Genomic DNA, 13,325 nt, shown 5'->3' with positions numbered 1-13,325 from the left:
TAAGGGTAAGGAAATTCCCGCGAAAGAGCGGGGGCTTGAAGAGCAGCCTATCCTATCTTAAGGACTGAAGGCTCTTGAAGCACCCGCTCTTTACGATGGGTCCCAAATTAAAGGAGGATATTGACAATGGCAGTGACAACGTACTATGAACAGGATGCAGAACTTAGTGTACTAAAAGGGAAGACAATTGCAGTAATCGGGTACGGCAGCCAAGGGCATGCCCAGGCACAGAACCTGCGTGACAGTGGTCTTCAGGTTGTCATCGGCCTGCGTGAAGGCAAATCGTTTGAAACCGCCAAAAATGACGGCTTTGAAGTATTGCCGGTAGCTGAAGCAGTATCCCGTGCAGATGTAGTGCAAATTCTTATGCCGGACGAAACACAGGCATCCGTATATAAAAATGAAATTGAACCAAACCTCAAAAACGGCGCGGCTCTGATGTTCTCTCATGGCTTCAACGTACATTTTGGCCAAATCGTTGCCCCTAAGGATGCTGATGTACTGCTGGTAGCTCCAAAATCCCCGGGTCACATGGTTCGCCGCACCTATGTTGAAGGTTTCGGCGTTCCTGGACTGATCGCAATTGAACAGGATGCAACCGGCAATGCTCAGGCGATTGGTCTGGCTTATGCCAAAGGTATCGGCTGTACACGTGCAGGGGTTATTGAAACTTCCTTCCGTGAAGAAACCGAAACCGATCTGTTCGGCGAGCAGGCTGTTCTGTGTGGTGGTGTATCCGCACTGATCAAAGCTGGTTTCGAGACGCTTACCGAAGCAGGATATGCTCCTGAAATGGCGTATTTCGAATGTCTGCATGAAATGAAGCTGATCGTTGACCTGGTGTATGAAGGCGGACTTGCAACTATGCGCGATTCCATCAGTAACACTGCCGAGTACGGCGATTATGTAACAGGTCCACGCATCATTACAGATGAAACCAAAAAAGCAATGAAAGAAGTGCTTAGCGATATCCAACAAGGTAAATTCGCCCGCGACTTTATTCTTGAGAATCAATCCGGCCGTGCCTTCCTGACAGCCACCCGCCGCAACGAAGCTGCTCATCCGGTAGAAGTAGTCGGCAGTCAGCTGCGTGAAATGATGCACTGGATTAAGAAATAGTCTCATATAATTAAAACGTTGAACGTAATATAGTGTGATTCTCAGATGCGGCCGGTTTTTTTTGCGGGCCGCATTTGAGGGTTTTAGCGCAATCTTTTTCAGGAGGTGCTCAGCTTTGCGTAAAATATATGTGTTCGATACGACGCTGCGAGACGGAGAGCAGTCGCCGGGTGTGAACCTCAATACACGTGAAAAGGTAGAGATTGCTTACCAGCTGGAGAAGCTGGGGATTGATCGGATGGAAGCAGGTTTTCCTGCTGCGTCACCCGGAGACCTGGCTGCGGTAAACGCAGTAGCGAGAGCTGTGAAGAATGTAACCTTGATAGGACTCTCTCGTTCCAGAGAGAGCGACATCGATGCAGTTAGAGAAGCGCTTCAAGGAGCGCAGGACCCCTGCATTCATCTGTTCCTGGCAACTTCACCGATTCATCGGCAGCATAAGCTTCGTATGGAAAAGGCACAGGTGCTGGAGACCGCACAGGCCGCCATCCGTTATGCCAAAAAATATTTTTCCAAGCTGGAATTTTCACTGGAGGATGCTGGCCGGACTGAACGCGACTTCATGGCTGAAATGGTGGCGATGGCCATTCGTGAAGGTGCGAATGTGGTTAATATACCGGATACTGTCGGTTATCTGAACCCCTCGGAATATGGTGCGATCTTCAAGTTTCTTAAGGACACCGTGCCGGATATTGAGAAAGTGCAGCTTAGCGCCCATTGTCATAATGACTTGGGTATGGCTACGGCGAACACGCTGGCTGCGATTCAGAATGGTGCGGACCAGATTGAAGGTACCATCAACGGCATCGGCGAACGTGCCGGGAATACAGCCATTGAAGAGGTGGCGCTGGCGCTGGAGACACGCAGTGAGTTTTTTAATGCCAAGACTTCGCTCGTATTGTCTGAGATTTCCCGTACCAGCCGGCTGGTCAGCAAGCTTACAGGCATGGTTGTTCCAGGCAACAAGGCAATTGTCGGCGCCAATGCCTTCGCCCATGAATCCGGGATTCACCAGGATGGTATGCTGAAGGAGAAAACCACTTACGAGATCATGACTCCTGAAACTATCGGGCTCAAAGAGAGCAAGCTGGTACTGGGCAAACATTCAGGCCGACATGCATTCCGCGACAAGCTCAGTGATCTGGGCTATGAGCTCTTGGATGAAGAACTGAATCATGCATTTGCCAAATTCAAGGATCTGGCAGATAAGAAGAAGGAAGTATCCGATGAGGACATTCTGGCGCTGCTGGAAGAGAAACTGATCGATACGCCGGAAGTTTTCAGCCTGCAGACGATCTATGTGACTTACGGCAATGAGGCCACTCCTACAGCCAAGATAACGATTAAAGGGCCGGACACGGAACCGATTATTGCAGTTGCCGAAGGCAACGGGTCAGTAGATGCGATCTATAATGCCATTGACCAGGCTACAGGTGAGGAAGTTACACTTGGTGACTATTCCATCAAGGCTGTCAGCCGCGGCAAAGACGCACAGGGTGAAGTCCATGTAGTATTGTCACAGGGCGAGGTTGCCGCTCAGGGCCGAGGACTCAGCACAGATATTCTGGAGGCGAGTGCCAGAGCTTATCTGAATGCCCTGAACAAACTGCTGGAGAAACGCAAAACGTATACAAAGCGCGATCATGTTAACCTGTAAATCAGGTTGGTCTCATACCTGACTCGTGCGTTATATCTTTTGACTAACTATTGATGTGAGCTGTTCAGGCCGTAGATTGACTCTGCGGTTTGGATGGCTTTATTTGTTTTTCTAAGAACATCATAGCGCTTGGAGGAAGGCGGAATACCCGGTACAATGAGTAAGTATGTTGTTCACCATATTTACCAGAGAATAGGCGGATAAACTGGATTATTGATCCTTCAAAAAAATAAATAGAAACCTTTGCAGGGGAAGCCCGGAGTCTGTCGTCTAATATTATGAAGCTGAAGGAGGGGAGAACGACTTGGAAGAGGCAGAGTGGATATCAGCCGTGCTAAATGGGCAGCATCAGGCTTTTGAGCAATTGGTGTCGCGTTATCAAGGCATGGTGTATCGGGTATGTATCAAAATTACAGGAGAAGCTGAGTCAGCCAAGGATATGGCCCAGGAAGTCTTCATCAAAGCCTACAAGGCGCTCCCTTCCTTCAGAGGGCAATCTTCATTCTCCACCTGGTTGTACCGGATTGCTTACCGGACATGTCTGGACTGGAAACGGGCCAATGACAGGGAATGGCGGCACCGCAGTACAGCCGATTATACGGAGAATGATTGGGTAACATCGCAGACGCCTGAGCATGTGCTGATCCGCAAGGAAGCGTCGGAAGCGCTAGGCGCGAATCTGAATCATCTCACAGAACCGTACCGGTCGGTCGTGCAGATGTATTATTTTCAGCGACATTCCTATCAGGAGATTGCCGAGCAGAAAGGCGTTTCAGTAAAAACAGTAGAGTCACAGCTGTACAGGGCCAGACAGATGATGCGTAAAAACGGGGAGGAATGGCGATGAATTGTGCAACAGTAAAAGAATGGATGCCGCATTATATCGAAAACTTGCTGTCTCCGGAAGCGGAGCTGAGAATCCGTCTGCACATCGAGTCTTGTCCCGAATGCGCACAGTGGCTGGAAGAAGCAAGAGAAATGTCTGCGTTATGGAACGAAATGGAGAATGGACAAGAGTCCTTGGATACATTTGCCTTTCCGGATATTACTGCCGATGTAATGGCGCAAATTGAACAGCTGGAATCGGGGCGCCGGGAACGGGCGGTCAGAGCAACTATGGTTAGACGCCGCACAGCTCCCAAAACCTCTTGGGTACACTATGGGGTTGCGGTCGGCTTGACCTTCCTGCTGCTGCAGCTTGGGGTATTTAAGGATATGGCCTATGGCATTACAGAAATTAATGGACATATGTCCACATCGGTCAGCGCCTGGCTTAACCCTGATGGATCAAATGAATAATTAAACAACTTCAAATGGGAGGATATTATATGATCAAAAAAAGACGTTGGCTCACTTTTCTTCTGGCTATGATTCCGGGACTAGGGCATTTGTATTTAGGCTTCAAAAAATTGGGGCTGGAATATATGGTCGGGGCATCCCTTTGTATTATCTTTATCCCCTCCATGCCAACCATTTTTCCGTTTGCTCTGGCTGCGCTGTGGTTCTATCAATTATTTGATGCTCTTCAAAAAGCGGCGTGGATGAAAATATCTGCCGAAGAGCATGAACGTATGATGTTCCATCCTGACAGCTATGGGGCTCCATGGAGTATGGGCATGCCTGGAAGCGTGGCGTATCCGAACGAAGATGTGAATCCGGTCTGGGTCGGTTTTGGCTGTGTAACAGCGGGTATTCTGTTGCTGATTGTTACTACCTTCCCGGGGCTCTGGGATTTGCTCACCGATATGAATATCGGATCCATTCTATTGTCGCTGGGCCTGATCGGCTATGGACTAAGAATGCTGAAGAAAAATCCAAAAGTATAAAGAAATGGGGATATGAACAATGGGGAGATGGAAGATCGGCAGCTTTACCGCAGCCTTGGGATGCATCATGCTGGGGGTTATCATCGTACTAGCCCAATTTGATGTGGTTACCTACCAGGCGCTGAATTATCTCTGGCCTGCGCTGCTTATATTGTTCGGGCTGGAGACCCTGCTCCGCATATTTGTGAAGTCCGATGTCAAAACGCGTGTCAGCGGCTGGGCTATTGTCCTGATTGTGGTGTTGGTTGCCGCAAGCGGGGCCCAGAGGGTGCTGGCCGATGGCTCGCTCAGCGGGATTTTCGGTAACACAGAGATTGTGCCAGTAAATGGAACAGTGGATGTGCAGGCAGGGATCAAGAAGGTGAAGATTGAATTGCCGCACGGTAAGGTAAAGCTAAGCGGTGTGGATGGCAGCACTCTTGACTATGAGGGTAAGCTGGAAGTGCCGGGGAAATCGGAAAGTGAAGCTTCAAGCACACTCGAACAGAAATGGACAGTCATAGCCGAAGGAGACACCTTGACCATGAAGCTGGAAGGGGAATCGGGCTGGCTCTCCAACATTCATATTGGATTTAATCTCAAAGATCCCTATTTGAATGTTAATCTTCCCAGCAATCTTGCAGTAGTGGTTGAAACCAGTGACGGATCGATTGAAGCTGGCAATTTGCAGTCAGGTGTAGAATTGGATACCAGCAACGGAACATTGGATATTCATGATGTGGCCGGTGGCGTGGATGCACACACGAGCAATGGAACACTGACTGTGCAGAATGTGCAGGGTGAAGTGAAGCTGGTTAGCTCCAATGGCGCTCTGAATCTCGGCAATATCGACGGTTCGCTGTACGCGAAGAGCAGCAACGGCAAGATCACGATTAACTCGCCGATTACCGGTGAATGGGAGTGCTCTTCCAGCAATGGCAAGATTGTAGTGAGTCTGCCGGCTGCTAACGATGCAACGATTACTGCAGATACCAGCAATGGCTCGCTCAAAGGAGATGTCAGCTGGAAGGGTGATGACAACAGTCACGGAACCGCCGTGCTCGGGAGCGGGACGCACAAAGTTTCCTTGTCCACCAGTAACGGATCTGTAACCGTGGATACAGCAGAATAAGGATGGACATATAGTTGAACATTCGTGGTGCAGGCAAAATAGGATACGGATAAAAAGAGCTGTTGTACTTGGCAGAGTAAATGCCATGTACAACAGCTTATTTTTTTGCGGAAGGTTAAAGAAGGGTATCTTCTCCATCAGCCGCAAGCACGACTCGTCCTCGCATGGAATTCGTGCCTACCAGGCATATGCCTTTGGCGCTGCACCACCAGGGCCAGGGAAGATCTCATCCAGACGCTTGAGTACGGACTCGTCCAGAACGACTTCCAGGCTGCGCAGCGCACTTTCGAACTGCTCCATGGTACGCGGGCCGATGATTGGTGCCGTGACTGCCGGATTCGCCAGCAGCCAAGCCAGCGCAATGTTGTCTTGGGGTTCGCCAAGCTCTTGGCTGAGTTCGGCAAAAGCCTCAAGCTGGTTCTTGTATTGTTCTACCCGTTCTGCATTACCACCGCTGCGGCTGCCCTCGATTTTCTTGAGCGCATTGCGTCCAAGCAGCCCTCCGTCGAGCGGACTCCAAGGGATGACTCCCAGACCGAGGTTCTGGGATGCAGGAAGTACCTCCAGCTCCGGCAGGCGGCAGGTGAGGCTGTATTTATGCTGCTCAGATACAAGCCCCAAGAACCCCCGGGCTTTAGCTTCCTGCTGGGCTACTGCAATATCCCAGCCGGCAAAGTTACTGGAGCCGACATAGCCGATTTTCCCCTGGCTGACTGCAAGCTCGAACGCGCTCCACAGCTCGTCCCAGGAGACACTCCGATCTACATGATGCATCTGATACAACTCGATGTGGTCAGTCTGAAGGCGTTGGAGTGAGCCCTCCAGGTGACGGCGGATAATATAGGAGGAGAGACCGCTTTCATCATTAGGGCCGTCAAGCTTGTCGCTCATAGCTCCATAGACTTTGGTGGCCAGTACAACCTTTTCCCGCCGGCCTCCGCCCTGCTTGAACCAGCGGCCGATAATCGTCTCGGTCAGTCCGGAATTCTCGCCCCAGCCATACACGTTGGCGGTATCAAAAAAGTTGATCCCCGCATCCAATGCGGCGTCCATAATGCGGAAAGCCTCTTTTTCATCCGTAATTGGACCAAAATTCATCGTCCCGAGACAGAGACGGCTTACATTCATACCGGATTTGCCAAGCTTTGCATACTGCATCTCACCACAACTCCTCTACATGTAATGGTCAAACCATACATTCATAAGTACATACTTATTGTAAACAACCTAATAAACAAGAGCAAATGATCAGACAGGGCCGACCGGGAAGGGAATGGATAGTACGAGGTGAATGATAGCGTTATAGGCTGGGCCTATCACTTTCATAGAATCTATATCTTTGTCCTTTGGCCGTAGGTATGATACAACAATATACAGAAGAACTATGTCTGCGAACAGCAGAAACCAGAGGAGTGACGGGAATGAGTGAGGTTAAAAAAATCGCAGTGATATCCGGGGACGGTATCGGACCTGAAGTTGTGGCAGAAACGTTGAAAGTACTCAGAAAAACGGAAGAATTGTTCGGTTATGCGTTTGAAACCGAGGAGGCACTCTTTGGCGGAATCGCCATTGATGAACGGGGAACACCACTTCCGGAGGACACGCTGGCGATCTGCCGCAAAGCGGATGCGGTGCTGCTGGGTGCAGTCGGCGGACCGAAATGGGATAACAACCCGAAAGAGCTCCGTCCAGAGACAGGACTGCTGGGTATTCGTAAGGCGCTGGGGTTGTTCTCTAATCTGCGTCCGGCTGTCGTATTCGATTGCCTGAAGGATGCGTCAACGTTGAAACCTGAGGTGCTGGAAGGCACAGACCTTATGGTAGTCCGCGAGCTGACAGGCGGTATCTATTTCGGAGAGAAGCTGCGCCGTGAAGGTGAATTCGGCGAAGAAGCAGTGGATACTTGCGTATATAATGTTACCGAAGTGGAACGCATCGTTCGCCAAGCCTTTGAAATTGCCGGCAAACGCCGCAACAAGCTGGCAAGTGTCGATAAGGCGAATGTCCTCGAAACTTCGCGCCTCTGGCGTGAGGTCGTGAACAGAATTGCTCCCGAATATCCGCAGGTAGAACTGGAGCATGTACTCGTGGACAACTGCGCTATGCAGCTGCTGCGTCGTCCTTCCAGCTTTGATGTTATTGTAACCGAGAATATGTTTGGTGACATCCTGAGTGATGAAGCAGCGATGCTGACCGGATCCATTGGCATGCTTGCCTCAGCATCGCTGGGTGAGGGCAGCTACGGCCTGTATGAACCGGTACATGGCTCTGCACCTGATATTGCCGGACAAGGCTTGGCGAATCCGATCGCTACGATTCTGTCACTCGCGCTTATGTTCCGCCTGACCTTTGGTTATGAGGAAGCAGCAGCGGCCATTGAAGCAGCGGTGGCAGAAGTGCTCGATGCCGGACACCGCACTAGTGACATCGCTGTCGACAAGAGTAAGGCCATCAGCACTACAGAGATGGGCGATCTTATTGTGGCCGCTATCCGTAAAGCCTAGGATACTAGAGCAGCTTGTTCTCCTTATGACGCAGAAAAACAATAAACTTCACAGAAAGTTGCTTATTTATAATAATTATAAAAAAATAATGACTGCAATATTGACTTTAATTTTGTACGATGATAACATTTGGTATACAGCAACACGTATTGACCAACTCATCCAATCAAGAAAAGCATATTGCACTGGAAGTGGATTTCAACAATTGTTTTTCTTACATACTCAAAGGAGGATTTAAGCAATGGCAGAACGTTTGGTAGGTAAACCAGCCCCAGATTTCACAATGGAGACCGTAACGGGCGACGGTAAGGATTTCGGTAAGGTAAGCTTGTCCGACTATCGCGGCAAATGGCTTGTATTCTTCTTTTATCCGCTTGATTTCACATTTGTATGTCCTACGGAAATCACAGCACTTAGCGATGCAGCAGCTGATTTCGCAGCTCTTGACACTGAAATTCTTGGTGTGAGCATCGATTCAGTCCACAGCCACAAGGCATGGATCACCACACCTAAGGATGCAAACGGTCTTGGCCCGATCAACTTCCCGCTCGCATCTGATATTACGAAGAAGGTTGCCAGCGATTATGGTATCCTGATTGAAGAAGAAGGAATTGCACTGCGCGGTTTGTTCATCATCGATCCTGATGGCGAACTGAAATACCAGGTAGTTAACCACAATGATGTAGGACGTAGTGTTGAAGAAACTCTCCGTGTTCTGCAAGCCCTGCAATCAGGCGGACTATGCGCCATGAACTGGAAACCTGGCGATAAGAATCTGTAAGCAAGGGTTGGCATAAGCACCGATCTTTGAGATATTTAAAGAACCTCCTTGCGGGAGTAATTGCCGGCGAGGGGGTTTTTTGCACCAAATAGCCCATAGGTAACTGACTTTCGTTTGAAAATGGGCACAAAGGTTAATATAATAGCTTCAAGGCGAGGAATCTCTACTGCTATTTTGTAATATAATATTAAATCAATGTAAAATACCAAGGAGGGTGAACAAAAATGAGCTTTTGCTGTGGAGCGAGTATGGTTGGAACGAAGGGAACCCTAAAGCATTATCGCACGCAAGTCCATAATGTTCCCCTGCTTTTTTGCCCGGTCTGCCATCGGGTTGAGGTACATTATAAAGTGGAAAATGAATATGAAATTCTTGCTGAATATGCCCATGGTGACGGCGTAACAGATGTTGATTTCCAGGATTATGTTATGGAAGACGAGGAAGCCATTTTCGAGAATGTCATCAATGTAGAGAGTGAAGATCCGCTGCACATCGTGCGCAGCCAGATAGATATGGCCCTTGACCTGCTGGCTGTGGCCAAGCAGATTGAAGATACCAAATGGGAGCGGGAGCTTAAGAAACGTCTCGCTGTGATGAGTCAACGGCGTCACCGCTTACAGCAAAAAGCCTAACAAACGGGCTGTTATTCCAGTAAACCAATATGCAGATCACAGAGCCTTCGCTGAAGCGAAGGCTTTTTTACGGTTTGGGAAGCAACCCGAAAGGGGAAACTGGTTTTATATTGGGATTATGTGTGTCTTTAGAATCATTTTAAGAATAAATCTGTAATTCGACAGTTTCTCTGATTGCGTTGTCTGCTTCACTTGGATATGATTGGAATATAGTTGAAACGGTTGGATAATATAATACGATTTCCGAATGTTCTGGCGGCTTCGTCATATACTCAAATACATAGTAATTTGATGTCGCTTAAGCGTCTTCGTCAAATGCAGTAAAAGGGGGAACTTCGTATCGTGATAAGCCAATATCAGGAAAGCTTGCTTTTGCCGGCAAGAACGTTTCATACTGGACCGATGAACACTACATATGAGGATGTACTCGAGCAAATGGACAGCGGAATCATGCTTTTTGATGAAGAAGGTGTGCTAACGTTTGTGAATAAGCAAATGTACAGCATTCTGGGACTGAGCAGACATTCGCTGTTGGGCTGCACTATGATTCATTTATTATCGAATATCCAGATGAACCGATTCAAGAAGAAACAGGTACTGCGCGGATACCGTGAAATAATGAAGAGGGGTAAGCCAAGCTATGAGTTTGTAGATGAATACGGCAGGTATTGGAAAGTGACACTAAGCAGCGGCGAGCAAATGAAGGGCTGTTATCTGTTCACGTTCAAGGAAATCTCCGATTACAAGATGATTGAACAAACAGCATATCAGAACGACAGTCTGGTAATGCTGGGCAAATTATCTGCCTCGATTGCTCATGAGATCCGTAATCCGCTAACAGCGATTCGCGGGTTTATTCAATTGCTGCATCCCCATCTTCATCAACTCGGCAAGGAGGAATACGCCAAGATCATATTAGCGGAGATTGACCGGGCCAATGATATTATTCATGAATTTCTCATGTCCTCCAAACCTTCAGTACCTCAAGTTGCCATGATCTCTGTGTCGGGACTTCTAAAGGAAGTTGTTCTTCTTACCGAAAGTGAAGCATTAATGAAAGGCTGCGAGATCCAGCTTCATCCGTTTCAGGAGGATATGATCATCTCCGGCGACATCAAGCAGATGAAGCAGGTCGTTCTTAATATGATAAGAAATGCGATGGAAGCGATTACGGATAAGGTTGATGATGCCATAGGAAAGATCGAGCTTCGGGCACGCAGAGAAGGTGCAGAGGTTCGTATTTCTATCTCTGATAATGGTAAAGGGATGGATATTTGCACCTTGGACAGGTTGTTCAATCCTTTTTTCACCACGAAGGAAAATGGGACTGGACTCGGTTTGTCCGTCAGCGACCGGATTATCAAGAACCATGGCGGATGCATATCGGTCAGCAGCCGGGTTAACGAGGGCACTTGCTTTGTTATTTCGCTACCGCTGATTCAGTAATTCAATAATTCAGGTAATACACTCATGTATTAAAATAAATTTCATGTGAGGCTGATTCCCGCGCAGCAACGTCTGTGTGGGAGATCAGCCTCGTTGCGTTATTGTAGATAAGTATCATTGGATGAACCAGGAGGGATTATGATTAATATTCATTGGAGTAGTGGCAGCTTGTCACAATCACTACAAGGTGATGCCTTATGCATCATTATGCCTGAGGCAGAATGTGAAGGGGGACATACGTCTGCTCAATGGTCAAGACAAATAAGTATGCTGTCAAAAGCCGGATTATTCAGCGGTAAGCTGAACCAAACCTACGTCCTTCCTATAGAAAGCCTGCCAGAACTTCCGGTTGTCATTCTGGCAGGCAGCGGTAGTGGATTGCTAGGAGAGGAGGAACTCCGTCTTTTGGCTGCCCAGACGGCTCGTGCTGCACTCAGATTGAAAGTACACAAACTCATTGTTCAGATTCCAGACACATGGAGCCAGTTGACTGCTATTGGGGCTGAAGAGGCCAGTCAAGCAATCTCGGAGGGTCTTGCTCTGGGGAGTTACTGCCGGAAGCACTACAAGCGGGAACAGCCGGTATACAAAGGTCTGGAGTCTGCTGTGTTGCATATGGAACGGCAAGCGGAGACGGCAGAGTCTATGGAATGGGTGGAAGGGATTAAGCTGGGAAAAGCATTTGGGGATGCCACCAATCTGGCACGCCAGCTTACTAATCTTCCCGGAAATCTGCTGACACCTTCAGCGCTATCTATGGCAGCGATAGAAATTGCTGAGCGGCACGGATTCCCTGCTGAAGTTCTGGATGAACAGGAAATTGAGCAAAAAGGTATGGGGGGCCTGCTTGCCGTCGGTAAGGGAAGTGTGCATCCACCACGGATGATCGTCATCCGTTACCAGGGGGCAAGCCAGTGGGAGAACGTTACAGCAATTGTCGGCAAAGGGATTACTTTTGACACGGGTGGCATTTCGCTGAAAAGAGCGCCGGGCATGGAAAACATGATTAGCGATATGGGTGGGGCAGCAACTGTACTAGGGGTAATGGATGCGCTTGGAACGCTGCGTCCGCGGATTAACGTGGTCATGGTAATTCCATCCGCGGAGAATATGCCGGCAGCTAATGCCTTCAAGCCAGGAGATATAGTGACAACGCTTAGCGGACGAACCATTGAAATACTAAATACCGACGCTGAGGGCCGGGTTGTGCTCGCTGACGCACTCACTTATTCCCTGGAATGGGGGGCGGAACGGATCATTGATGTAGCGACCCTGACAGGCGCCGTAGTATCGGTTCTGGGTGATATTGCTACAGGTGCTGTGACGAATAACGAGGCGATGATGGAGAAATTAGAGATAGCCTCGTTGAGAGCTGGAGAGAGAATCTGGAGGCTGCCGGTGTATCCCGAGTTTCGGGAAATGCTGCGAAGTGAGGTGGCAGACATCCGCAATGCCGCCGGGAGATACGGGGGAGCCACAACGGCAGGGTTGTTCATCGGCGAGTTTGCAGAGGGGCTGCCGTGGATTCATCTGGACATTGCCGGAACGGCATTTCTGTCCAAAGAACGCGGAGTGAATCCTAAGGGGGCAACCGGGGTCATGGTGCGTACACTTTTGCACTACTTGCTTCATTCATGAACGTTAAGTCAATTCCAAGGCGATTACAGAAAAAAGCCGCCAAGACCTATATTCCAAGGTCTGGCGGCTTTTTTGCCAAGATATAAGAATCCTTCAGGCTTGTTATAATAACTATAAGCATTGTCCAATCTGTTCCAACATTCCGGTTAGATGTTCTTCTTGCTTCTCATCTGGGAAGTAATTGACGAAATGCCATTCATGACCTTATTACGCGCATCCTTGTTACGAAGCAGGTAAGCTGCTCCAAGTGCTGCTGTAGTCCATAATGTCTTTTTGGTATTCATGTGTATTCCCTCCTTGGGTTGGTCTGGCTGTAGTTGCTTATTAGTAACATACCCGCATCCCAGGGATCCTAAACGAATCTGTTTGTATTAGCTGTTCAAGCTTTGGCCGAATGTTTGGTATCTGCAGGTCCTACGCTGCAGGAGAATGGAGAGTCTGACGAAGCGCCTGCGCAGGTCTTGCTTTTATCACAGCCGGCACAAGCCCCTTGTTTGCCCTTTTGCACGTGACGGTAGATCATCCAGCCGGAATAACCAAATACAAGCGCTATAATTAAGATATTTATTAACATTATCGTTCCCCGCTTTCGCTCAAGTAACTTTGGGTAT

Annotated in this window: 14 protein-coding genes; 11 read left to right on the top strand and 3 right to left on the bottom strand. The window is 48.8% G+C overall.

Annotated elements, in window-relative coordinates; translation table 11 throughout:
* Positions 1–126 precede the first annotated feature (126 nt).
* From ilvC to AC0MA3_RS09730, 6 genes are all read left to right on the top strand, one after another.
* Positions 127–1,119 (top strand): ketol-acid reductoisomerase, encoded by a 993-nt coding sequence (gene ilvC / locus AC0MA3_RS09755; RefSeq protein ID WP_074085844.1) that lies wholly within the window; start codon positions 127–129, stop codon positions 1,117–1,119.
* A 115-nt stretch (positions 1,120–1,234) separates the two neighbouring features.
* On the top strand, positions 1,235–2,776 hold the full coding sequence (locus AC0MA3_RS09750) for a 2-isopropylmalate synthase (RefSeq protein WP_474656024.1): 1,542 nt from the start codon (positions 1,235–1,237) through the stop codon (positions 2,774–2,776).
* Between the two features lie 304 nt (positions 2,777–3,080).
* On the top strand, positions 3,081–3,623 hold the full coding sequence (locus tag AC0MA3_RS09745) for an RNA polymerase sigma factor (RefSeq protein ID WP_379155385.1): 543 nt from the start codon (positions 3,081–3,083) through the stop codon (positions 3,621–3,623).
* Entirely contained in the window at positions 3,620–4,075 is a 456-nt protein-coding gene (locus AC0MA3_RS09740) for an anti-sigma factor family protein (protein WP_474656023.1), read from the top strand. Before AC0MA3_RS09745 ends, AC0MA3_RS09740 begins: the two co-directional genes overlap by 4 nt.
* Before the next feature lie 29 nt (positions 4,076–4,104).
* Positions 4,105–4,602 carry a hypothetical protein gene (locus AC0MA3_RS09735; protein WP_379155391.1) on the top strand — a complete coding sequence of 166 codons (498 nt, stop codon included), beginning with the start codon at positions 4,105–4,107 and terminating at the stop codon, positions 4,600–4,602.
* Between the two features lie 19 nt (positions 4,603–4,621).
* Positions 4,622–5,713 carry a DUF4097 family beta strand repeat-containing protein gene (locus tag AC0MA3_RS09730; protein WP_474656022.1) on the top strand — a complete coding sequence of 364 codons (1,092 nt, stop codon included), beginning with the start codon at positions 4,622–4,624 and terminating at the stop codon, positions 5,711–5,713.
* 177 nt (positions 5,714–5,890) lie between these two features.
* Here the strand turns inward: AC0MA3_RS09730 and AC0MA3_RS09725 are convergent, their stop codons facing one another.
* On the bottom strand, positions 5,891–6,871 hold the full coding sequence (locus AC0MA3_RS09725; RefSeq protein ID WP_474656021.1) for an aldo/keto reductase: 981 nt from the start codon (positions 6,869–6,871) through the stop codon (positions 5,891–5,893).
* Between the two features lie 263 nt (positions 6,872–7,134).
* Here AC0MA3_RS09725 and leuB point away from each other — a divergent pair, with 263 nt between their 5' ends.
* The 5 genes from leuB (at position 7,135) to AC0MA3_RS09700 (ending at position 12,714) form a co-directional block, all read left to right on the top strand.
* Positions 7,135–8,217, top strand: a complete 1,083-nt coding sequence (leuB, locus tag AC0MA3_RS09720; protein WP_474656020.1) for a 3-isopropylmalate dehydrogenase — start codon at positions 7,135–7,137, stop codon at positions 8,215–8,217.
* A gap of 241 nt (positions 8,218–8,458) precedes the next feature.
* Positions 8,459–8,998 carry a peroxiredoxin gene (locus tag AC0MA3_RS09715; RefSeq protein ID WP_474656019.1) on the top strand — a complete coding sequence of 180 codons (540 nt, stop codon included), beginning with the start codon at positions 8,459–8,461 and terminating at the stop codon, positions 8,996–8,998.
* 224 nt (positions 8,999–9,222) lie between these two features.
* Positions 9,223–9,630: a hypothetical protein gene (locus tag AC0MA3_RS09710; protein ID WP_074085833.1), complete on the top strand. Its 408-nt coding sequence runs from the start codon at positions 9,223–9,225 to the stop codon at positions 9,628–9,630.
* A 342-nt stretch (positions 9,631–9,972) separates the two neighbouring features.
* A complete protein-coding gene (locus AC0MA3_RS09705) occupies positions 9,973–11,076 on the top strand; it encodes an ATP-binding protein (RefSeq protein WP_379155409.1) in 1,104 nt (367 codons plus the stop codon).
* A 138-nt stretch (positions 11,077–11,214) separates the two neighbouring features.
* Entirely contained in the window at positions 11,215–12,714 is a 1,500-nt protein-coding gene (locus AC0MA3_RS09700; RefSeq protein WP_474656018.1) for a leucyl aminopeptidase, read from the top strand.
* Positions 12,715–12,860: 146 nt separating this feature from the next.
* Here AC0MA3_RS09700 and AC0MA3_RS09695 read toward each other — a convergent pair whose 3' ends face one another.
* Entirely contained in the window at positions 12,861–12,998 is a 138-nt protein-coding gene (locus AC0MA3_RS09695) for a hypothetical protein (protein ID WP_379155412.1), read from the bottom strand.
* 95 nt (positions 12,999–13,093) lie between these two features.
* Positions 13,094–13,288, bottom strand: a complete 195-nt coding sequence (locus AC0MA3_RS09690) for a FeoB-associated Cys-rich membrane protein (protein ID WP_474656017.1) — start codon at positions 13,286–13,288, stop codon at positions 13,094–13,096.
* Between the last annotated feature and the right edge of the window lie 37 nt (positions 13,289–13,325).

The sequence above is a fragment of the Paenibacillus sp. LS-5 genome (genome assembly GCF_056121505.1).
Note: the sequence above shows the minus strand (reverse complement) of the source record. Positions and strands in the feature narration are given on the sequence as shown.

Coding starts and splice junctions, on each gene's coding strand:
- AC0MA3_RS09730 (WP_474656022.1), top strand. CDS start 4,622: ATGGGGAGATGGAAGATCGGCAGCTTTACCGCAGCCTTGGGATGCATC.
- AC0MA3_RS09735 (WP_379155391.1), top strand. CDS start 4,105: ATGATCAAAAAAAGACGTTGGCTCACTTTTCTTCTGGCTATGATTCCG.
- AC0MA3_RS09710 (WP_074085833.1), top strand. CDS start 9,223: ATGAGCTTTTGCTGTGGAGCGAGTATGGTTGGAACGAAGGGAACCCTA.
- AC0MA3_RS09700 (WP_474656018.1), top strand. CDS start 11,215: ATGATTAATATTCATTGGAGTAGTGGCAGCTTGTCACAATCACTACAA.
- AC0MA3_RS09695 (WP_379155412.1), bottom strand. CDS start 12,998: ATGAATACCAAAAAGACATTATGGACTACAGCAGCACTTGGAGCAGCT.
- AC0MA3_RS09690 (WP_474656017.1), bottom strand. CDS start 13,288: ATGTTAATAAATATCTTAATTATAGCGCTTGTATTTGGTTATTCCGGC.
- AC0MA3_RS09740 (WP_474656023.1), top strand. CDS start 3,620: ATGAATTGTGCAACAGTAAAAGAATGGATGCCGCATTATATCGAAAAC.
- AC0MA3_RS09725 (WP_474656021.1), bottom strand. CDS start 6,871: ATGCAGTATGCAAAGCTTGGCAAATCCGGTATGAATGTAAGCCGTCTC.
- AC0MA3_RS09715 (WP_474656019.1), top strand. CDS start 8,459: ATGGCAGAACGTTTGGTAGGTAAACCAGCCCCAGATTTCACAATGGAG.
- leuB (WP_474656020.1), top strand. CDS start 7,135: ATGAGTGAGGTTAAAAAAATCGCAGTGATATCCGGGGACGGTATCGGA.
- ilvC (WP_074085844.1), top strand. CDS start 127: ATGGCAGTGACAACGTACTATGAACAGGATGCAGAACTTAGTGTACTA.